18 protein-coding genes are annotated in these 20,138 nt (G+C 59.7%); 13 read left to right on the top strand and 5 right to left on the bottom strand.

The window, feature by feature from the left end:
- Positions 1–155 precede the first annotated feature (155 nt).
- The 6 genes from QF010_RS12570 (at position 156) to QF010_RS12595 (ending at position 8,110) form a co-directional block, all read left to right on the top strand.
- Positions 156–2,438 carry an ABC transporter permease subunit gene (locus QF010_RS12570; protein ID WP_429533222.1) on the top strand — a complete coding sequence of 761 codons (2,283 nt, stop codon included), beginning with the start codon at positions 156–158 and terminating at the stop codon, positions 2,436–2,438.
- Between the two features lie 15 nt (positions 2,439–2,453).
- Positions 2,454–4,124, top strand: coding sequence for a phosphate ABC transporter permease PstA (gene pstA, locus QF010_RS12575; RefSeq protein WP_429533223.1), 1,671 nt, complete (start codon positions 2,454–2,456; stop codon positions 4,122–4,124).
- 83 nt (positions 4,125–4,207) lie between these two features.
- Positions 4,208–5,041, top strand: a complete 834-nt coding sequence (pstB, locus tag QF010_RS12580; protein WP_033059285.1) for a phosphate ABC transporter ATP-binding protein PstB — start codon at positions 4,208–4,210, stop codon at positions 5,039–5,041.
- Positions 5,042–5,112: 71 nt separating this feature from the next.
- Positions 5,113–5,874, top strand: a complete 762-nt coding sequence (phoU, locus tag QF010_RS12585; protein WP_008150055.1) for a phosphate signaling complex protein PhoU — start codon at positions 5,113–5,115, stop codon at positions 5,872–5,874.
- Between the two features lie 167 nt (positions 5,875–6,041).
- A complete protein-coding gene (locus QF010_RS12590; protein WP_429533224.1) occupies positions 6,042–6,992 on the top strand; it encodes a response regulator in 951 nt (316 codons plus the stop codon).
- Between the two features lie 221 nt (positions 6,993–7,213).
- Positions 7,214–8,110 (top strand): peptidoglycan DD-metalloendopeptidase family protein, encoded by an 897-nt coding sequence (locus QF010_RS12595; protein ID WP_033059289.1) that lies wholly within the window; start codon positions 7,214–7,216, stop codon positions 8,108–8,110.
- Between the two features lie 171 nt (positions 8,111–8,281).
- On the opposite strand, the gene QF010_RS12600 is transcribed toward QF010_RS12595, so the two are convergent.
- The 3 genes from QF010_RS12600 to phoB form a co-directional block, all read right to left on the bottom strand.
- Entirely contained in the window at positions 8,282–9,622 is a 1,341-nt protein-coding gene (locus QF010_RS12600; protein ID WP_033059291.1) for a hemolysin family protein, read from the bottom strand.
- A 123-nt stretch (positions 9,623–9,745) separates the two neighbouring features.
- Positions 9,746–11,032, bottom strand: coding sequence for a phosphate regulon sensor histidine kinase PhoR (gene phoR / locus QF010_RS12605; protein ID WP_231670556.1), 1,287 nt, complete (start codon positions 11,030–11,032; stop codon positions 9,746–9,748).
- A gap of 81 nt (positions 11,033–11,113) precedes the next feature.
- Positions 11,114–11,803, bottom strand: coding sequence for a phosphate regulon transcriptional regulator PhoB (gene phoB / locus QF010_RS12610; protein WP_008150066.1), 690 nt, complete (start codon positions 11,801–11,803; stop codon positions 11,114–11,116).
- A gap of 153 nt (positions 11,804–11,956) precedes the next feature.
- Between phoB and QF010_RS12615 the strand changes: the two genes are divergently transcribed.
- Positions 11,957–12,340, top strand: a complete 384-nt coding sequence (locus tag QF010_RS12615; RefSeq protein WP_429511546.1) for a COG4315 family predicted lipoprotein — start codon at positions 11,957–11,959, stop codon at positions 12,338–12,340.
- An 89-nt stretch (positions 12,341–12,429) separates the two neighbouring features.
- On the opposite strand, the gene ubiA is transcribed toward QF010_RS12615, so the two are convergent.
- Complete coding sequence (gene ubiA / locus QF010_RS12620) at positions 12,430–13,320, bottom strand: 4-hydroxybenzoate octaprenyltransferase (protein ID WP_033059295.1); 891 nt, start codon at positions 13,318–13,320, stop codon at positions 12,430–12,432.
- The gene (locus QF010_RS12625; RefSeq protein WP_429533225.1) at positions 13,320–13,883 is read right to left on the bottom strand and encodes a chorismate--pyruvate lyase family protein; all 564 of its coding nucleotides are present in this window, start codon (positions 13,881–13,883) and stop codon (positions 13,320–13,322) included. The genes ubiA and QF010_RS12625 overlap by 1 nt, the downstream gene beginning before the upstream one ends.
- A 200-nt stretch (positions 13,884–14,083) precedes the next feature.
- Here QF010_RS12625 and QF010_RS12630 point away from each other — a divergent pair, with 200 nt between their 5' ends.
- The 6 genes from QF010_RS12630 (at position 14,084) to tssC (ending at position 20,136) form a co-directional block, all read left to right on the top strand.
- Positions 14,084–14,254, top strand: coding sequence for a rubredoxin (locus tag QF010_RS12630; protein WP_033059298.1), 171 nt, complete (start codon positions 14,084–14,086; stop codon positions 14,252–14,254).
- A gap of 18 nt (positions 14,255–14,272) precedes the next feature.
- The gene (locus QF010_RS12635; RefSeq protein WP_046045007.1) at positions 14,273–15,421 is read left to right on the top strand and encodes an NAD(P)/FAD-dependent oxidoreductase; all 1,149 of its coding nucleotides are present in this window, start codon (positions 14,273–14,275) and stop codon (positions 15,419–15,421) included.
- Positions 15,422–15,613: 192 nt separating this feature from the next.
- Entirely contained in the window at positions 15,614–15,889 is a 276-nt protein-coding gene (locus tag QF010_RS12640; RefSeq protein ID WP_003213368.1) for an HU family DNA-binding protein, read from the top strand.
- Between the two features lie 650 nt (positions 15,890–16,539).
- Entirely contained in the window at positions 16,540–18,096 is a 1,557-nt protein-coding gene (tssA, locus tag QF010_RS12645; RefSeq protein ID WP_429533226.1) for a type VI secretion system protein TssA, read from the top strand.
- A 32-nt stretch (positions 18,097–18,128) separates the two neighbouring features.
- On the top strand, positions 18,129–18,632 hold the full coding sequence (gene tssB / locus QF010_RS12650) for a type VI secretion system contractile sheath small subunit (protein WP_429533227.1): 504 nt from the start codon (positions 18,129–18,131) through the stop codon (positions 18,630–18,632).
- Between the two features lie 28 nt (positions 18,633–18,660).
- Positions 18,661–20,136, top strand: a complete 1,476-nt coding sequence (gene tssC / locus QF010_RS12655) for a type VI secretion system contractile sheath large subunit (RefSeq protein ID WP_033059305.1) — start codon at positions 18,661–18,663, stop codon at positions 20,134–20,136.
- Positions 20,137–20,138 lie beyond the last annotated feature (2 nt).

Genomic DNA, 20,138 nt, shown 5'->3' on the forward strand with positions numbered 1-20,138 from the left:
TTGAGTCCGGGGTAATCCTCGGGCTCCTGTAGGAGCGGGTCCGCCCGCTTCTACACCCCCAAATTTTCAGTCCGCTGCCAGTTCCCACAGGCGGCGGATTTGTTGCGTCACTGCATTGTCATCTTTCTGTCATACAGGATCGCTAGGGTGTGCGAATGAATGATCTGGCCAATTCCACCATGACTACAAATCCCCCCAAGCGAATTGACTTCAATACGCCTGAGCTGCAACGCAAGCGCCGCATCCGTGCGCTCAAAGATCGCCTGACCCGCTGGTACGTCCTCGTGGGCGGCCTCGCCGTTCTCGGCGCGATCACGCTGATCTTTTTCTTCCTTGCTTACGTTGTCGCGCCCCTGTTTCAGGGCGCCGACCTGACCGCCAAGGACGCCATCACGCCCGCCTGGATGCAAGACGCCGGCAAGCCGTTGATGATCTCCCTGGAAGAACAGAACCAGGTCGCCATGCGGGTTTCCGACAAGGGCCAGGCCCTGTTCTTCGATATCGACAGCGGCGCTGAACTCAAGCGTGTCGATCTGTCGATTCCGGCCGGCACTACCGTGACCTCCATCGGCGAAGACCAGCCAGGCCATCCATTGGTGGCGGTGGGCTTGTCCAACGGCCAGGCACTGGTGTTCCGTCACACTTATAAAGTCAGCTACCCGGAAGGCAAGAAAACCATCACGCCGGCCGTCGAATACCCGTATGGCGAAACGCCGATTGCGTTGAACGAAGCGGGCGGTGCGCTGGAACACATCAGCCTGAACGCTACCGACACCACTCTGATGCTGGTGGGTTCCACCGGTGCGCAACTCAATGTTTTGTCGCTGACCAGCGAAGAAAACATGATGACCGGCGAAATCACCAACGAGCAGAAGCGCATCGATCTGCCGCAGATGACCGAGCCGGTGAAAAACATCTTTGTCGACCCCCGTCAGCAATGGCTGTACGTGATTAACGGTCGCGCCCAGGCCGACGTGTTCAGCCTGCGTGACAAGAGCCTCAACGGTCGTTACAAACTGCTGGATGACGGCGAAGCGCAAATCACCGCCAGTACTCAACTGGTGGGCGGTATCTCGCTGATCCTCGGTGATTCCAAGGGTGGTCTGGCCCAGTGGTTCATGGCCCGCGACCACGATGGCGAACTGCGTCTGAAGCAGATTCGTAACTTCCAGATGGGCACTGCGCCGATCGTTGAAATCACCGCTGAAGAACGTCGCAAAGGCTTCATCGCCCTCGATGCGTCCGGCAAGCTAGGCGTGTTCCACAGCACCGCCCACCGCACCTTGCTGGTGGATCAGGTGGTCGATGGCCAAGGCATCTTTGGCATGTCGCCACGGGCCAACCGGGTGATCGTGGAGGCGGGTGGCAAGATTCAACCGCTGTTGCTCGACAACCCGCACCCAGAGGTTTCCTGGAGCGCGTTGTGGAGCAAGGTCTGGTACGAAAACTACGACGAGCCTAAATACGTCTGGCAATCGACTGCCGCCAACACCGACTTCGAACCCAAGCTGAGCTTGTCTCCGCTGACCTTCGGTACCTTGAAAGCCGCGTTCTACGCCATGCTGCTGGCCGCTCCATTGGCCGTCGCCGCAGCAATCTACACTGCGTACTTCATGGCCCCGGGCATGCGCCGCAAGGTCAAACCGGTGATCGAACTGATGGAAGCGATGCCGACGGTAATTCTCGGCTTCTTCGCGGGTCTGTTCCTCGCACCGTATGTGGAAGGTCACTTGCCGGGCATCTTCAGCCTGCTGATGCTCTTGCCGATCGGCATTTTGGTGGCCGGTTTCGTCTTCAGCCGTCTGCCTGAGTCCATCCGCCTGAAAGTGCCGGACGGTTGGGAAAGCGCGATCCTGATTCCGGTGATCCTGTTTGTGGGCTGGCTCTCGCTGTACATGAGCCCGTACATGGAAACCTGGTTCTTCGGCGGCGACATGCGCATGTGGATCTCCCACGACCTGGGCATCACCTACGACCAGCGCAACGCACTGGTGGTCGGTCTGGCCATGGGCTTTGCGGTGATCCCGAACATCTACTCCATCGCCGAAGACGCCGTGTTCAGCGTGCCTCGCGGTTTGACCCTCGGTTCCCTGGCCCTCGGTGCCACGCCGTGGCAGACCATGACGCGGGTGGTGATCCTCACCGCCAGCCCGGGCATCTTCTCGGCACTGATGATCGGCATGGGCCGTGCGGTCGGTGAAACGATGATCGTGCTGATGGCCACCGGCAACACCCCGGTCATGGAAATGAACCTGTTCGAAGGCCTGCGCACCCTGGCGGCCAACGTTGCGGTGGAAATGCCCGAATCGGAAGTCGGCGGCAGCCACTACCGCGTGCTGTTCCTCTCGGCGCTGGTGCTGTTGCTGTTCACCTTCGTCATGAACACCCTCGCGGAACTGATTCGTCAGCGTCTGCGCAAGAAATACTCGTCGCTTTAAGAAAGGTAGAAGTCTGTGAAACAGAACTCCCTGAAAGGATGGTTCAAGAGCGGCGCCCCCGGCGTCTGGATCAGCGGTGGCGCGGTGTCCATCGCAGTCATCATGACTATTGGCTTGCTGGCAGTGATTGCCGTGCGCGGCCTGGGCCACTTCTGGCCGGCGGACCTGATCCACGCCAGCTACGACGTGCCGGGCCAGGCCAACCACCTCGTCATCGGCGAAGTGGTGCAAAAAGAAGAAGTGCCACGCGAGCGCCTGAAAAGCGCTGGCCTGCCGGTGCCCGATCAGGGCCCGGAGTTCATGACTCGCGAGCTGATCAAGGTCGGCAACCGTGACCTGAACGGCAACGACTTCACCTGGATCGTCGGCGAGTGGCTGACTAACCAGAAGACTCCACCTGAGTTGATGGCTATCGAGCGTCGCGAATGGGGCAATTTCTACGGCTATCTGGTCAACGTCAAACAGGACGGCAAGGTCATCGCTGAAGGCGAAGCCGCATGGCCTGAGTTGCAGGCCCGAGTGGCCCGCGTCAACCAGCTCGCGGCGCAGCTCAAGAGCCTGGAAAAAACCGACATCGGCTCGATCAACGCCGGTCTGGAGCGCGTCCGTCTGCATGGTCGCAAACTGGAACTGTCCGGCCAGCTCGATGCCACTGCGCAAGCCGACATGGAGTCTGAGCGCGCTGAGCTGAACGCGCGTTATCAGGACATCGAAGCCCGCCTCAACGACCTGCACGCCCAGTTCAACCGCGACAGCCTGACGGCCCGCGACGCGAACGGCAAAGAGATCGAAATCGGTATCGGCAAAGTGGTTCACGCCTATCAGCCGAACGGCATGAGCACCTTCACCAAGATTGGCTTCTACTTCAGCAAGGTCTGGGAGTTCTTGAGCGACGACCCGCGTGAAGCGAACACCGAAGGCGGGATCTTCCCGGCGATTTTCGGCACCGTGATGATGACGTTGATCATGGCGATGATCGTGACCCCGTTCGGCGTACTGGCAGCGGTTTACCTGCGTGAATATGCGAAACAGAACACCATGACGCGCTTGATCCGCATCGCGGTGAACAACCTGGCGGGCGTTCCGGCGATCGTTTACGGCGTGTTCGGTCTGGGCTTCTTCGTCTATGTACTGGGCGGTTCGGTCGACCGGTTGTTCTTTCCTGAAGCCTTGCCGGCGCCGACATTCGGCACACCGGGTCTGCTCTGGGCGTCCCTGACCCTGGCGCTGCTGGCGGTGCCGGTGGTGATCGTGGCCACCGAAGAAGGCCTGGCGCGGATTCCTCGCACCGTACGCGAAGGCTCGTTGGCCCTCGGCGCCACCAAGGCTGAAACCTTGTGGAAGATCGTACTGCCGATGGCCAGCCCGGCGATGATGACCGGCATGATCCTCGCCGTGGCTCGCGCCGCGGGTGAAGTGGCGCCGCTGATGCTGGTGGGTGTGGTGAAACTGGCGCCGTCGCTGCCGGTGGATGGCAACTACCCGTACTTGCACCTCGACCAGAAGATCATGCACTTGGGCTTCCACATCTATGACGTCGGCTTCCAGAGCCCGAACGTAGAGGCTGCGCGGCCGTTGGTGTACGCCACGGCGCTGCTGCTGGTGCTGGTGATCGCCACATTGAACCTGTCGGCCGTTTATATCCGTAACCATCTGCGCGAGAAGTACAAAGCGCTGGATAGCTGATAGCTGCCGCAAAAATTGAATGGGCTGCTGGCCTCAATGCCAGCCGCTCACTGAACCGAATTTGTTAGCACAGGGAGCCTCCCATGCAGCACGAAGCACATACCCACGGCATCAACATGTCTGCCCTGGGCCGCGACAAACAGAGCCTGAGCCTTGAGCAAGAAACCGTCGCGATTGAAGTGCCGGGCCTGAGCCTGTTCTACGGCGACAAACAAGCGCTGTACGACGTCAGCATGAACATCCCGAAACAGCGCGTGACCGCCTTCATCGGCCCGTCCGGCTGCGGCAAGTCCACGCTGCTGCGAACGTTCAACCGCATGAACGACCTGGTGGATGGCTGCCGTGTCGAAGGCGAGATCAACCTCTACGGCAACAACATCTACCGTAAGGGCGAAGACGTCGCCGAGCTGCGTCGTCGCGTCGGCATGGTGTTCCAGAAGCCGAACCCGTTCCCGAAAACCATCTATGAGAACGTGGTCTACGGCCTGCGCATCCAGGGCATCAACAAGAAGCGCATCCTCGACGAAGCCGTCGAGTGGGCGTTGAAAGGCGCGGCGCTGTGGGATGAAGTCAAAGACCGTCTGCATGAATCGGCACTCGGCCTGTCCGGTGGTCAGCAACAACGTCTGGTGATCGCTCGCACCATCGCCGTGGAGCCGGAAGTGCTGCTGCTCGACGAACCGTGCTCGGCACTCGACCCGATCTCGACGCTGAAAGTCGAAGAGCTGATCTACGAACTGAAATCGAAGTTCACCATCGTCATCGTGACCCACAACATGCAACAGGCCGCGCGGGTTTCCGATTACACGGCGTTCATGTACATGGGCAAACTGGTGGAATTCGGCGACACCGACACCCTGTTCACCAATCCGGCGAAGAAGCAGACCGAAGACTACATCACTGGTCGCTACGGCTAGGAAGCTGTTGTTGCTCACTGAACTGACGCTGCGGTCCACCGCACCTTACCGGACGCTCCAAGGACGCCAACATGATTAGTAAAGAAGGCCTTACCCATCACATCTCCGCGCAGTTCAACGCTGAGCTGGAGGAAGTTCGCAGCCACCTCCTGGCCATGGGCGGTCTGGTGGAAAAGCAGGTCAACGACGCGGTGACCGCGCTGATCGAGGCCGACTCCGGCCTGGCCCAGCAGGTGCGCGAGATCGACGACCAGATCAACCAGATGGAACGCAACATCGACGAAGAATGCCTGCGCATTCTGGCCCGTCGTCAGCCGGCGGCGTCGGACTTGCGTTTGATCATCAGCATCTCCAAGTCGGTCATCGACCTGGAACGCATCGGTGACGAAGCGACCAAGATCGCCCGTCGCGCCATCCAGTTGTGCGAAGAAGGCGAAGCCCCACGGGGTTACGTCGAGGTTCGCCACATCGGCGACCAGGTCCGCAACATGGTTCGCGATGCCCTGGACGCTTTTGCCCGCTTCGACGCCGACCTTGCGTTGTCGGTGGCCCAGTACGACAAGATTATCGACCGCGAATACAAAACCGCGCTGCGCGAGCTCGCCACCTACATGATGGAAGACCCGCGCTCTATCTCGCGGGTCTTGAGCATCATTTGGGTGCTGCGTTCGCTGGAACGGATCGGCGACCACGCGCGCAATATCTCGGAGCTGGTGATTTACCTGGTGCGCGGCACCGACGTGCGGCACCTGGGCCTCAAGCGCATGAAAGAAGAAGTTGAAGGCACAAGTGGTGAAACCGCTAATGTTCCGGGCAAAGCTGACGATAAGTAAGATTGCCTGAGAAAAGCGCCCGGCCTTTTGGCTGGGCGTTTTTGTTTGTGGTCGATGAATTCGAAAGCAGCACCCGCGAACGAAAAGTCCCGGCGTGACTGAAGGTTTTTGGCAATGTGCCATCAGCAAAGCGGTATGCTTGCCGGGATTTTTTAAAGGGGTGATGGATGAGTAAGGTCAGTGTGTTGGTCGTGGACGATGCGTCGTTCATTCGTGACCTGGTGAAGAAGTGCTTGCGCAACTACTTCCCGGGCATCCGGATCGAAGACGCGGTCAACGGCAAGAAGGCTCAGGCCTTACTGGCACGGGAAGCGTTCGACCTGGTCCTGTGCGACTGGGAAATGCCGGAAATGTCCGGCCTGGAACTGCTGACCTGGTGCCGCGAGCAGGACAACCTCAAGACCATGCCGTTCGTGATGGTGACCAGCCGGGGCGATAAAGAGAACGTCGTCCAGGCGATCCAGGCCGGCGTTTCCGGCTACGTCAGCAAGCCGTTCACCAACGAGCAACTGCTGACCAAGGTCAAGCAAGCCCTGAACAAGATCGGCAAGCTCGACACCTTGATGAACAGCGCGCCGACCAAAATGAACTCGGCGTTCGGCAACGATTCCCTGAGCGCATTGACCGGCGGCAAGGCTGCCGTGGCCGCACCCGCCGCAGCGCCGGTCAACCCGTTCGCCAAACCTGTCGCCGCCGTGCCAGCCCCGGCGGCTGCTCCGTCTCGTGGTCTGCTCAACAGCCCGCCGATCAAGCCTTCAGCGTCCTCCGCAGCGCCAACGGGCGGTCGTGGCCAGGGCCAACTGCGCCTGCCGAACGGCATTCAGCAATGTGTGATCAAGGCCTTGAGCCTCAAGGAAGCCTTGCTGGTAGTGAAACGCACCGACACCCTGCCACAAGTGCTCGACAGCGCCGTACTCGACCTGGAGCAGGGCGATAACGCCGAAACCGCCCGTCTGAACGGCTACCTGCACGCCATCGTCGCCCACGAGCAGAAACCCGACAGCGAGTGGTTGCAACTGACCTTCCGCTTTGTCGACCAGGACGCGCAGAAGCTCGACTACATCTCCCGACTGATAGCACGTGGTACGGCGCAGAAGCATTTCGTACCCGGCGCTTAAGTTCGGCATCGTCTGTTCGACTGCCATCGCGAGCAATCGAGCGTCGACCGGCTGCTCCCACATTGGAATGCGTTCCCTTGTGGGAGCGAGCTTGCTCGCGATGAGGCCTTCGAATTCACCGCACATCCGCTGAACGGCCCATTTTGAAACATCTGCCGACTACCCGGGTCCATTGCAGCTGCTAGGCTCCTACCCAGGCCTTACTCGACAGAATCTTGCCCATGCTCGCGCGCCTGCTGTTTTTCTTAGGTCTTTTCATGGCCTCCACCTCAGCGATGGCCATGACGATCTACAAGTCCACCGACGCCAATGGCGTGGTCTCCTACAGCGACCGCCCCACGACAGGCTCCAAGGTGTTCGTTTTTCGTGATCGCATGGTCGAGAATCTTGAGCGCCAGGTGTACGTCGTCATCACGAAGAAGAAGGGTGTGGACAGCGTTTACGTGCGCAATGACCTGTATGCGCCGGTAGAAATCGAGTTGAGCTTCGGCGGGCTGAAGAACGTCAGCGGGGCCCCGAGCCGACCGATTCGCCGGGTAATGCCGGCACGCAGCAGTATTCGTCTGGCGCTGCTCACGGCCACAAAAGCTGAGATGCCGCTCGCGTACACCCCCAAATTCGAATACTCCCTGGGCGACCCCTCAGGGGCCGCCATGGCCTATCGGTACCCGCTGCCGTGGCGCGGTGGACCTTTTCGGCTGAGTCAGGGGGCCAATGGTCAATACAGCCACTTTGGTCCAAAGAACCGTTACGCCATGGACATCGCCATGCCCGAAGGCACGCCGATCATCGCGGCGCGTGGCGGTGTGGTGGTGAAAACCGAGAATGCCCAGACCGGGCGTGGCAACGATCCGTCGGGCAATTTCGTGCGGATACTGCACGATGACGGGACGATGGGCGTGTATTTGCACCTTAAACAAGGTTCTGTGAGCGTCCGCGAGGGGCAACGGGTGTCGGTGGGGAGTCCACTGGCCTTGTCGGGCAATACCGGCAACAGCAGCGGGCCGCACCTGCATTTCGTGGTGCAGCGCAATACCGGGTTGGGGCTGGTGTCGATCCCGTACCAGTTCAATCAACCGGTGGGCAGCCTGCCGAACTTTGCGCTCGGCAAACAGTAGCGAAGGCTGCGAGAGCGAATTGTGGCGAGGGAGCTTGCTCCCGCTCGGCTGCGAAGCAGTCGTAAAACCAGCAAATGCGGTGTATCTGGAGAACCGCGGTGGCAGGATTCGGGGGCCGCTTCGCGACCCAGCGGGAGCAAGCTCCCTCGCCACAAAAGTCCCTGCCGACAGTTAATCCAGCATCAACACCTTGGCCAGAATGATCTTCGGCCCTTTCATCTTCTTGATGATGATCCGCAAGCCTTCGACTTCCAGCACTTCTTCCTCTTCCGGCACCCGTTTCAGGGTTTCGTAGACCAGCCCGGCGAGGGTTTCGGCTTCGATGTGGTCCAGATCGATGCCCAGCAGGCGCTCGACCTTGAACAGCGGCGTGTCGCCGCGCACCAGCAGCTTGCCCGGCTGGTACGCGAGGATCCCGCGCTCAGCCTTGCGGTGTTCGTCCTGAATGTCGCCGACCAGTACTTCCAGCACGTCTTCCATGGTCAGGTAGCCGATGATGTTGCCATCGGCTTCTTCGACCAGGGCGAAGTGCGAGCCACCTTTGCGGAACTGTTCCAGCAACTGCGACAGCGGCATATGGCGCGAAACCCGCTCCAGCGGCCGGGTCAGTTCGGCAAGGTTGAACGACTCGGGAATGTGGTCCAGGGCTGCCAGTTCCAGCAGCAAATCCTTGATGTGCAGCAGGCCGACGAACTCCTGGCGATCGCTGTCGTACACCGGATAACGGCTGAATTTGTGGCGACGGAACATCGCCAGGATTTCCTTCAGCGGCGCGTTGAACTCCAACGTCACCAGGTCCTCCCGGGAATTGGCCCAGTCGACCACTTCCAGCTCGCCCATCTCCACCGCCGAGGCCAAAACGCGCATGCCTTGGTCGCTCGGGTCCTGGCCACGGCTGGAGTGCAGGATCAGTTTCAGTTCTTCACGGCTGTAATGGTGCTCGTGATGAGGGCCGGGTTCACCCTGGCCGGCGATCCGCAGGATCGTGTTGGCGCTGGCGTTGAGCAGGTAAATGGCCGGGTACATGGCCCAGTAGAACAGGTACAGCGGCACGGCGGTCCAGAGCGACAGCAGCTCGGGTTTGCGGATGGCCCAGGATTTCGGGGCCAGTTCGCCGACCACGATGTGCAGGTACGAGATGACGAAGAACGCGGCGAAGAACGACACGCCTTTGATCACTTCGGCCGACTGCACGCCGACGGCTTCAAGGATCGGCTCGAGGATGTGCGCGAACGCCGGCTCACCGACCCAGCCAAGGCCCAGGGAGGCGAGGGTGATACCCAATTGGCACGCCGACAGGTAAGCATCGAGCTGACTGTGAACGGTGCGCAGGATATGCCCGCGCCAGCCGTTTTTATCAGCGATGGCTTCGACCCGGGTCGAGCGCAATTTGACCATGGCAAATTCGGCCGCAACGAAAAAGCCGTTGAGCAAAACCAGGATCAGAGCAAAAAGAATCATGCCGAAATCGGCGAAGAGTGTCGCGAGGGTCAAGCCAGGGGAAGGGTCCATGATGGAGTTTTGCGGGTTCCGTGTATTCGAAAGGAAAGAAAAAAGTGCGCCTGAAGGGCAGGCACAAGTCAGCCAATGTAGCGGCTGACCGTGCGATTGCCTAGTGGCGCGTGCCGGCCGGTATCAGTCGGCGGCGCTGATGACCCGGGATTTGGTGACCTGGGCCGGCGCAAAATGGCAGGTAAAGGTGCTGCCATGGCCCGGCACACTGCTGATTTCCATCCGCGCACGGTGGCGCAGCAGCACGTGTTTGACGATCGCCAGTCCGAGCCCGGTGCCGCCGGTGTTGGAGTTGCGGCTGGAATCGACGCGGTAGAAGCGTTCGGTCAGGCGCGGCAAGTGTTTGCTGTCGATGCCGATGCCGGAATCCTGCACGCTCAAGTGTGCGCCTTGCTCATCGCCCCACCAGCGGATGCGGATATTGCCTTCGGCCGGTGTGTATTTCACCGCGTTGAACACCAGATTGGAAAACGCGCTGCGCAATTCGGCTTCGCTGCCTTTGAGCAGAATCGTCGGGTCGGCTTCCAGCGTGATTTTCTGATTGCGCTGGGCGGACAGTTGCTGAGCGTCGCCCTTGATCGATTGCAGCAAGCCGTCGATGGCCACCGGCTGGTTGTCCGACGGGTAATCGGTGGCTTCCAGTTTGGCCAACAGCAGCAGGTCGTTGAGCAACGTCTGCATGCGTCCGCCTTGCTGCTGCATCTGTTGCAGGGCACGGGACCAGCGCGGGTTCACGTCCTCGACGTTGTCGAGCAGGGTTTCCAGATAACCGCAGATCACCGTCAACGGCGTGCGCAACTCATGGGAGACGTTGGCGATGAAGTCTTTGCGCATCTGTTCCAGTTGATGGATACGCGTCACGTCGCGCACCAGCATCAAGTGTTCGTTGTTGCCGTAGCGGGTGATGTACAGCTGAATGCGCAGGCGATCATTGATCGGTGACGGAATTTCCAGCGGTTCGGCGTAGCTGTCCTGCTCGAAGTACTCCTTGAAGCGCGGATGGCGCACCAGGTTGGTCACCGGCTGGCCGCTGTCTTGAGGAGTCTTGAGGCCGAGCAGGGTTTCGGCGGCGCGGTTCCACCATTCGAGGTTGCCGTCGCTGTCGAGCATGATCACCGCGTCTTTCAGCGCGGCGGTGGATTCCTGGACTCGGTCGATTACCGCTTGCAGACGCCCGCGCACACGTTGGTCGCGACGCTGCAGGTGGTAGATGCTGTCGAACACTTCGCCCCACAGGCCATAGCCATCGGGTGGTGCTTCATCGGGTTTGTGCAGACGCAGCCATTCGTGCAGGCGCAGCAGTTGCTTGAGGGTCCAGGCCAGGTAAAGGCCCAGGCCCGCGGCGAGGCTCCAGCCGTAGTAGCCGGTTATCAGGCCGATCACCAGGCAACCGGTCACCAGCAAAAGCATGTGGCGGATCAGGGTGCCATGCCAGTTTTGGTTCACTTGAACGCGCGTCCTTGTCAGCTTGTCGGGCGGGAAAGGTCCGGATCAGGCCTTGGTGGAGAACCGGTAACCGGTGCCGCGCACGGTTTGTACCAGATTTTCGTACGCATCGCCGAGGGCTTTGCGCAGGCGACGGATGTGCACGTCGACGGTGCGCTCTTCAACATAAACGTTGCCGCCCCAGACCTGATCTAGCAACTGGCCACGGGTGTAGGCACGTTCCTGGTGGGTCATGAAGAATTGCAGCAGGCGGTATTCGGTCGGGCCCATCTCGGCGGGTTTGCCGTCGATGGTCACACGGTGGCTGATCGGGTCCAACAGCAGGCCGCCGACTTCAATCGGCGTCTCGCCATCGGTTGGACCGGCACGGCGCAGCACGGCCTTCAGGCGCGCAACCAGCTCACGTGGGGAAAAAGGCTTGGTGATGTAGTCATCGGCACCGACTTCCAGGCCCTGGATCTTGTTGTCCTCTTCGCCCTTGGCGGTGAGCATGATGATCGGGATGTCCCCGGTCAGCTCATCGCGCTTGAGGCGTCGGGCCAGCTCGATGCCGGACGTGCCGGGCAGCATCCAGTCGAGCAGGATCAGGTCCGGCTTGCGGTCGACAATGATGGCGTGGGCCTGCTGCGAGTTCTCAGCCTCCAGGCAGTCATAGCCGGCCATTTCCAACGCAACGGCGATCATTTCGCGAATGGGCGCTTCGTCGTCGACGATCAGAATACTCCTGCCAACCATGCCTTTAATCCTCTTGTCATTTAACTGTCTTGCGCCGCATTAGATAACGGAATTATTGCAGTCGTGTGACAGTATTTTAGTCGCCCGGCGATTGTCATGATCCTGAACTAAGCTCTAATTCCGAATCCTGACAACCACAAAAGGAAGGTTTCCATGAAACACATTGCTCAAACCTGGAAGGCTCTGCTGGTCACGGCTGCGCTAACGCTGCCGGCTCTGGCCTTCGCCGCCGAGCCGGCGATGATGAAAGACGGGATGATGGTCGATCACAAAGGCATGACGGTGTACACATACGACAAGGACTCAGGCGGTAAGTCGATGTGCAACGGCGAGTGCGCTGAATACTGGCCGCCAATGATGGCGCCGGCGGGCGCCAAGGCCGAAGGCAAGTGGAGCACGATCAAGCGTGACGACGGGAAGATGCAGTGGGCCTATGACGGCAAGCCGCTTTACACGTTCATGAAGGACAAAAAACCTGGTGACATGGCAGGCGACAATATGAAGGAAGTCTGGCACATCATGCGCGAGCATAAATAAGCGATTCGTCTGCGCCGTAAAGAGTTCGCAGCCTGCGGTCGCTCCATCCCCCTGTCGGAGCTGGCGCAGGCTGCGATCTTTTCTAACGGTCAACGCAGCGCGTAATCCAGCACGATCCCGACAAAAATCGCCAACCCGGCCCAGTGGTTGTGCAGAAACGCCTTGAAGCAGCGCATCCGGTCCTTGCCACGGGTGTACCAGAACTCCCACGCAAAACAGCCCGCCGCTGCCAGCAATCCCAAGTGGAACCAGCCACCGAGCTCGAATTTCGACCCGGCCAGCAGCAGGCAACCCAGCGCCAGCCCTTGCAGCGTCAGGATGATCACCCGGTCCGCGTCGCCAAACAGAATCGCCGTGGATTTCACGCCGATCTTCAGGTCGTCGTCGCGGTCGGTCATCGCGTAATAAGTGTCGTAGCCCACCGTCCACAGCAGGTTGGCGATCCATAGCAACCACGCCGCTGCCGGCAGTTCACCGGTTTCGGCAGTGAACGCCATCGGCATGCCCCAGGAGAACGCCGCGCCCAGCACCACTTGCGGGTAATAGGTGTAGCGCTTCATGAACGGGTAAGTGAAGGCCAGGGCCAAACCGCCGAACGACAGCCAGACCGTTTTGGCATTGGTGCACAGCACCAGCAGGAAACTCACGCCCATCAGCAGCGCGAAGAACACCAGGGCTTCTTTGGAACTGATCTTGCCGCTCACCAATGGCCGTTGTTCGGTGCGTTTCACGTGGCCGTCGACCTTGCGGTCTGCCCAGTCATTGATCACGCAGCCGCCGGCGCGAGTGAGCACCACGCCAAGGACGAAAATCACGATATTGGCCAGTGACGGCGAACCTTTACCCGCAATCCACAGCGCCCACAGCGTCGGCCACAGCAGCAGATAAATGCCGATCGGTTTGTCCATGCGGGTCAGCTGAATGAAGTCCCAGGCCCGTGGATTCAGGCGATTCAGGGACTTGAGCAGGCTTTGGTACATCAGCATTTCTCCGGATGGGCGCGGGTGGCGTTCCACAGGGTCGGCAAGAAAATTTCGGCCACCAGCACGCTCAAGGCGCCGCGATCGAAACGCGAACGGCGGCCCCACAGCTCAGGTGCCCGGGACTCCATCGGCAGCCACTCCTGAGGATAGTGACAAACCTCGATAGCACGGCGCTGGAACGCTTGATCGCAAAACAGCAATTCGCCCAGGGAGCGGCTGCCCAATTCGTCCATGTGCAGACCGTCGCCCTGCAACGCACTGCGCGCCGCCACGCTGCGCGCAAATACCCAGGCTTCGCCGTGGCCGCGCAGATACACCTCGCGAACCCAGCCCTCGCTGCCTTCGGCCAGGTCCAGCGCGGCACATTCGTCGGCGCGCAGCGGTTGCCAGCCTTCGAAAAGTGGCGTGACGCTGAAGCCATCATTCGACAAACGGATCAGCCGTCGGGTCAAAGAGCCTTCATCGAACAACCAGTCAAGGGTAGACGTGTCGGGGAGGGGCGTCAGTTGGCTTTGAGGGAGCCAAAGCGGGGTCACGGCGGGGGATTTTGAGTGCGGCACAGTGAGTCATTATTGGCAGCAAATGAGGCGGCGAGCTTACCATGTCAGCCTGCGATTTTGATTGATCCGGCCGGCCATTGCGTCGAACAGGCTTGCATCTGCCGGGCCCCATCAGTACAAAACGCTCTGAGCCGGACGGCAGCGCTCCAACCATCGACCGTTCGCGCCGGCAAAAGCCTGAATCTTGAGGATGTACGTGAATGAAAAAGTGGCAATGTGTGGTCTGCGGCCTGATCTACAACGAGGCCGACGGCTGGCCGGATGACGGCATTGCGCCGGGCACCCGCTGGGAAGACGTACCGGCAGACTGGCTGTGCCCGGACTGCGGCGTAGGCAAGCTGGATTTTGAAATGATCGAAATCGCCGCTTAAATAACTGAGGAGTAAGGAATGAACGCACCTGTCGTGATCGTCGGCACCGGCCTGGCTGGCTACAACCTGGCCCGGGAGTTTCGCAAACTCGATGGCGAAACCCCGCTGCTGCTGATTACTGCCGATGACGGACGCTCCTACTCCAAGCCCATGCTCTCCACCGGCTTCGGCAAAAACAAAGACGCCGACGGCCTGAGCATGGCTGAACCCGGCACCATGGCCGAGCAATTGAAGGCCGAAGTGCGTACCCATACGCGCATCAGCGGCATCGATCCGGGCCACAAGCGCTTGTGGATCGGCGAGGAAGCGGTGTTTTACCGTGACCTGATCCTCGCTTGGGGCGCAGAAACCGTGCGAGTGCCGATCGAAGGCGACGCAGCTGACGCCGTTTTTCCGATCAACGACCTGGAAGATTACGCGCGCTTTCGCGCAGCGGCGGCCGGCAAGCGTCGGGTGTTGTTGCTCGGCGCCGGCCTGATCGGCTGCGAGTTCGCCAATGACCTGATCCTTGGCGGCTATGAGGTGCAACTGGTTGCACCGTGCGAGCAGGTTATGCCGACTCTGTTGCACCCGGCGGCGGCCGCGGCGGTCCAGGCCGGGCTGGAAAGCCTGGGCGCACGCTTCCACCTCGGGCCGGTGCTCAATCGCTTGCAGCGCGTCGCTGACGGACTGGAAGCGCATCTGTCCGATGGCCAGGTGATCCCTTGCGATGTGGTGGTGTCGGCCATTGGTCTGCGTCCGCGCATTGATCTGGCGGCTGCGGCCGGCGTGCAGGTCAATCGCGGCGTGGTGGTCGATCGCCACCTGAAAACCTCCCACGCCAATATTTATGCCTTGGGCGACTGCGCCGAAGTCGATGGGCTGAATCTGTTGTACGTCATGCCCCTCATGAGCTGTGCGAGAGCGCTGGCCCAGACCCTCGCCGGAAACCCGACGGCGGTGAGTTATGGCCCGATGCCCATCACCGTTAAAACGCCAGTCTGCCCTTTGGTGGTTTCACCGCCACCACGGGGTTTGGAGGGGGTCTGGACCGTCGAAGGGCAGGGCGCGGACATCAAGGTATTGTGCCGCGATGCCAGCGGCAAACTGCTGGGATATGCCCTGACAGGCGCGGCGGTGATGGAAAAACTGGCCCTGAACAAAGAGCTTCCGGCACTGCTGGCGTAAATACCGGTCGTTCTGTCGGAATCACCCCTATTTTGCCCTTACAAAGGTCGCGCCGAGACTGGCGCGGCTCTTCGCTGCGTGCCATCCTCACTCCCGTCTGCCGCAGAGTAGAGCACCTGCGGCGCTTTGGGCGCTGTTCCAACGAGAACAGCACGGACATAACAACAAAAAACCGTCAAAGGGGCTTCACTAATGCGTAAACCAGAACTCGCCGCTGCAATTGCTGAAAAAGCAGACCTCACCAAAGAGCAGGCCAACCGCGTTCTCAACGCCGTTCTCGAAGAAATCACCGGCGCTCTGCACCGCAAGGACAGCGTTACGCTGGTGGGCTTCGGTACCTTCCTGCAACGCCATCGCGGTGCCCGCACCGGCAAAAACCCGCAAACCGGTGAGCCCGTCAAAATCAAGGCCAGCAACACTGTTGCGTTCAAGCCAGGCAAGTCGTTGAAAGACAGCGTTAATCCATAATTGCGGCGAACTCCCTGAATAACGGGGAGAACCGTATTGAAAAATGGGCATGCCGATTGAATCGGGTGCCCATTTTTTATGGGCGTTGGTTTGTTCTATATACACAGTGTTTTTGGACTGATTAATACACTCCGGATACAAAGTGGTTGGTTTGAGTTACTGGAGGCTTGTCGTTCAATATCAGTGATATATAAAATGCCATCATTATAGTGGCACTTTTTTAGTTCTCTGTTGTCATCGTCGTTTTGTTCAAAGATGACCGTGACATTGAGGAAGACTCCTACATTTATTTTCTCTTATTTTTGTCATGATTCGGGCCGGGCTCATGGGGCGAGTCGGCACTCATTCCTGGAAGGATTGGCGCGCTGCTCTAGCTCAATGGTTTCGGGGCGGCTGGTCGATGGCATGAATATTAAACTGACATCAGGGTATCCCTTGCTACTTATAGGGAGATCTCCTACGAGCAATAGAGACACTTCGTCTTGTTGTTTAATCAGATGCTTGCTAGTGGCCATCATTGTGATTACGATGCGCCCACTTGAAAGAGCACGAACTCAATTGGATGAGACTCATCGCAGCTCTTTGATACTGTCCTCGCCCCCTGAAATCTTCATTGGGCGTATGACCGTAATCCTAAATAAAGGCCATGGATGTCCTACTCAAGCAAACTTTCGGCTCATTATCTCGAACTCGCAAAAGCCTCTGTTTCCAAAGAGAATTTCGCGGGCGAGGATGTTCGCTTTTCGAGCGAATATGAGGCACTGGAAAGCGAGCTGGGCAAAGCCCAATCCATGCACGAAAGCGGTCAGATCGACTGGCTGAAAATCCGCGAAAACAGCGAAAGCCTCCTGCGCACCCAGTCCAAGGATTTGCGGGTTGGCGCCTGGCTGACCTGGGCGCTGTACCAGCGCGAATCCTTTCAGGGGCTGCTGGCCGGCCTCGGTTTGCTGCACTACCTGTGCGAAAGCCACTGGGCCGAAGTCCACCCGACCAAGGCCCGCACCCGCTCCGCTGCCATCAGTTGGCTTGTACCGCGTCTTGAGCAGGTGCTGACCGAAAACGTCGCAATCAAAGAGCAGTTGCCGATGTTTCGGCGGCTGGTCGAGCACCTTGAAGGTCTCGATGCCGCTTGCACCGGGCACTTGGGCGACGATGCGCCATTGCTGCTGCCGATCTCCCGCCGCCTGAAGAACATGGTCCAGCGTGCCGCCGACAATCAGCCGGAACCTGGCGTCGTCGGCGCGGCGGTGGCTCAGGTCAAACAAGCCGCCACGCAACTGTTCACCCCCGGCGCACCGATCGACAACGAAAAAGAAGCCCATAAAGCCCTGCGCGCCCAGCAGGAAAGCGCGCGGCCGCTGTGTGCCTGGTGGCTCAAGCAGAAAGCCACCGACCTTCGCGCCTTGCGCCTCAATCGCACACTGTTATGGTTGCCCATTGACGCGGTGCCCGAGCGCAACGCCGAGCAGATCACCGTTCTGCGCGGGTTGCCAGCCGACAAGCTCAAGGCCTATCAGGACCGTTACGACCAGGCCAAATACGCCGATCTGCTGGTGGAACTGGAGGCGAGCCTGGCGAAGGCGCCGTTCTGGTTTGATGGCCAGCGAATGGTTTGGGAGTGCCTCCAGGGGCTCAACGCCGAGATGGCTATGCGCGAAGTGGAAATCCACTTCGCGCTTTTGATTCAGCGCCTGCCCGGCATCATCGAATTGCGTTTCCATGACGGCGCCCCGTTTGCCGATCCGGCCACCCGCGCCTGGGTCAGTGCCCATGTCATGCCGCACCTGCAAAGCGCCAGTGCGCCGCGCAAGGTCGAAGTCGCCGACAGCCAGCCGGCCTGGGAAGTGGCCCTGGAAGAAGTCTTGCCAATCCTGCGCAAGGATGGCCTCAAGACCGCCGTGCAGATCCTCAAGCAAGGCCTGCAAAGCGCCCAGGGCGGACGCGTCCGATTCTTCTGGCAGTTCGCCCTCGCGCGGCTGTGCTTCATGGCCAAGAAATACGAACTGGCCAAGACCCAACTCGAAACCCTCGACCAAACATTACAGGACTCAGGCCTGAACGCCTGGGAGCCCGATCTTGCGCTGGAAGTGCTGCATTTACTGCATAGCTGCTGCGAGTTGTTGCCGCAGAACCATGCCGTACGTGAACGCAAGGAAGAGATTTATCGCAGGCTGTGCCACCTCGATCTCGAAGTGGTACTCGAATAGGCCCCAGGGCCACAACCGCAAGGAGAATAGCCATGGCCAAAGAAGGCTCGGTAGCCCCCAAGGAACGCATCAACGTCACTTTCAAACCTGCCACCGGTGGTGCACAGGAAGAGATTGAACTGCCGTTGAAACTACTGGCAATCGGTGACTACACCCACCGCAAGGACGAACGCAAAGTCGAAGATCGCAAGCCGATCAGCATCGACAAGACGACTTTCGACGAAGTGCTGGCCAAGCAAGAGTTGACCCTGACGCTGAACGTGCCGAACCGTCTTCAGGAAGAGGGCAGTACTGAAGAGCTCGGCGTGCAACTGCGCGTCAACTCGATGAAGGACTTCAACCCGGCCAGCCTGGTCGAGCAAGTGCCTGAGCTGAAAAAACTGATGGAACTGCGCGACGCGCTGGTGGCCCTCAAAGGCCCGCTGGGTAACGCGCCTGCGTTCCGCAAAGCCATCGAAGGCGTTCTCGCCGACGACGAATCCCGCGGTCGCGTACTGGGTGAGCTGGGCTTGAACGCCGCAGCCCAGGATGCCTGAGTCTCCATCAGCCAAGGAAGCCAACACCATGAGCACTAGCGCAGCACAGCAAAAGAGCAAAGAGAACGGCGAATACAGCATTCTCGACAGCATCATCGCCGAAACCCGCCTGACGCCGGACGACGAAGCCTACGACATCGCCAAGCGCGGTGTGTCGGCCTTCATCGAAGAGCTGCTCAAGCCGCAAAACAACGGTGAGCCGGTCAAGAAAGCCATGGTTGACCGCATGATCGCCGAGATCGATGCCAAGCTCAGCCGCCAGATGGACGAGATTCTGCACCACCCGTCTTTCCAGTCCCTGGAATCGTCGTGGCGTGGTCTGCAGCTGCTGGTTGATCGCACCAACTTCCGCGAAAACATCAAGATTGAAATCCTCAACGTCTCCAAAGAAGACCTGCTGGACGATTTCGACGATTCGCCGGAAGTGATGCAGTCTGGCCTGTACAAGCACATCTACACCGCTGAATACGGTCAGTTCGGTGGTCAGCCTGTAGGCGCGATCATCGCCAACTACTTCATGTCCCCAAGCTCGCCGGACGTGAAACTGATGCAGTACGTGTCCAGCGTTGCCTGCATGTCCCACGCGCCGTTCATTGCCGCGGCCGGCCCGAAATTCTTCGGCCTGGAAAGCTTCACCGGCCTGCCGGACCTGAAGGATCTGAAAGATCACTTCGAAGGCCCGCAATTCGCCAAATGGCAGAGCTTCCGCCAGTCGGAAGACTCCCGTTACGTTGGCCTGACCGTGCCGCGTTTCCTGCTGCGTAACCCGTACGACCCGGAAGAAAACCCGGTCAAATCGTTCGTGTACAAAGAAACCGTCGCCAACAGCCACGAGCACTACCTGTGGGGCAACACCGCCTACGCGTTCGGCACCAAGCTGACCGACAGCTTCGCCAAATTCCGCTGGTGCCCGAACATTATCGGCCCGCAGAGCGGTGGCGCGGTTGAAGACCTGCCGTTGCACCATTTCGAAAGCATGGGCGAAATCGAAACCAAGATTCCTACCGAGGTTCTGGTTAGCGACCGCCGTGAATACGAACTGGCCGAGGAAGGCTTCATCTCCCTGACCATGCGCAAAGGCTCCGACAACGCGGCGTTCTTCTCCGCAAGCTCGGTGCAGAAGCCGAAGTTCTTCGGCATCAGCGCAGAAGGCAAGGCCGCAGAGCTGAACTACAAGCTCGGCACCCAACTGCCGTACATGATGATCGTCAACCGCCTGGCTCACTATTTGAAAGTGCTGCAGCGCGAGCAACTCGGTTCGTGGAAAGAACGTACCGACCTCGAGCTGGAACTCAACAAGTGGATCCGCCAGTACGTGGCCGACCAGGAAAACCCAAGTGCCGAAGTACGTGGCCGTCGTCCACTGCGCGCTGCCCAGATCATCGTCAGCGATGTTGAAGGCGAGCCTGGCTGGTACCGCGTCAGCCTGAACGTGCGCCCGCACTTCAAGTACATGGGGGCCGATTTCACCCTGTCGCTGGTTGGCAAGCTGGACAAAGAGTAAGC

The organism is Pseudomonas silensiensis, assembly GCF_050434865.1.
In the GTDB taxonomy this organism is placed as follows: domain Bacteria; phylum Pseudomonadota; class Gammaproteobacteria; order Pseudomonadales; family Pseudomonadaceae; genus Aquipseudomonas; species Aquipseudomonas fluorescens_W.

Excerpts from the sequence above, each read along its gene's own strand:
- QF010_RS12635 (WP_046045007.1), top strand. The coding sequence starts at position 14,273 with ATGAACGCACCTGTCGTGATCGTCGGCACCGGCCTGGCTGGCTACAAC.
- pstB (WP_033059285.1), top strand. The coding sequence starts at position 4,208 with ATGCAGCACGAAGCACATACCCACGGCATCAACATGTCTGCCCTGGGC.
- phoU (WP_008150055.1), top strand. The coding sequence starts at position 5,113 with ATGATTAGTAAAGAAGGCCTTACCCATCACATCTCCGCGCAGTTCAAC.
- QF010_RS12630 (WP_033059298.1), top strand. The coding sequence starts at position 14,084 with ATGAAAAAGTGGCAATGTGTGGTCTGCGGCCTGATCTACAACGAGGCC.
- QF010_RS12600 (WP_033059291.1), bottom strand. The coding sequence starts at position 9,622 with ATGGACCCTTCCCCTGGCTTGACCCTCGCGACACTCTTCGCCGATTTC.
- phoR (WP_231670556.1), bottom strand. The coding sequence starts at position 11,032 with ATGCTTTTGCTGGTGACCGGTTGCCTGGTGATCGGCCTGATAACCGGC.
- phoB (WP_008150066.1), bottom strand. The coding sequence starts at position 11,803 with ATGGTTGGCAGGAGTATTCTGATCGTCGACGACGAAGCGCCCATTCGC.
- QF010_RS12590 (WP_429533224.1), top strand. The coding sequence starts at position 6,042 with ATGAGTAAGGTCAGTGTGTTGGTCGTGGACGATGCGTCGTTCATTCGT.
- ubiA (WP_033059295.1), bottom strand. The coding sequence starts at position 13,320 with ATGTACCAAAGCCTGCTCAAGTCCCTGAATCGCCTGAATCCACGGGCC.
- tssA (WP_429533226.1), top strand. The coding sequence starts at position 16,540 with ATGTCCTACTCAAGCAAACTTTCGGCTCATTATCTCGAACTCGCAAAA.
- QF010_RS12595 (WP_033059289.1), top strand. The coding sequence starts at position 7,214 with ATGCTCGCGCGCCTGCTGTTTTTCTTAGGTCTTTTCATGGCCTCCACC.
- QF010_RS12640 (WP_003213368.1), top strand. The coding sequence starts at position 15,614 with ATGCGTAAACCAGAACTCGCCGCTGCAATTGCTGAAAAAGCAGACCTC.
- QF010_RS12615 (WP_429511546.1), top strand. The coding sequence starts at position 11,957 with ATGAAACACATTGCTCAAACCTGGAAGGCTCTGCTGGTCACGGCTGCG.
- tssB (WP_429533227.1), top strand. The coding sequence starts at position 18,129 with ATGGCCAAAGAAGGCTCGGTAGCCCCCAAGGAACGCATCAACGTCACT.
- tssC (WP_033059305.1), top strand. The coding sequence starts at position 18,661 with ATGAGCACTAGCGCAGCACAGCAAAAGAGCAAAGAGAACGGCGAATAC.
- QF010_RS12570 (WP_429533222.1), top strand. The coding sequence starts at position 156 with ATGAATGATCTGGCCAATTCCACCATGACTACAAATCCCCCCAAGCGA.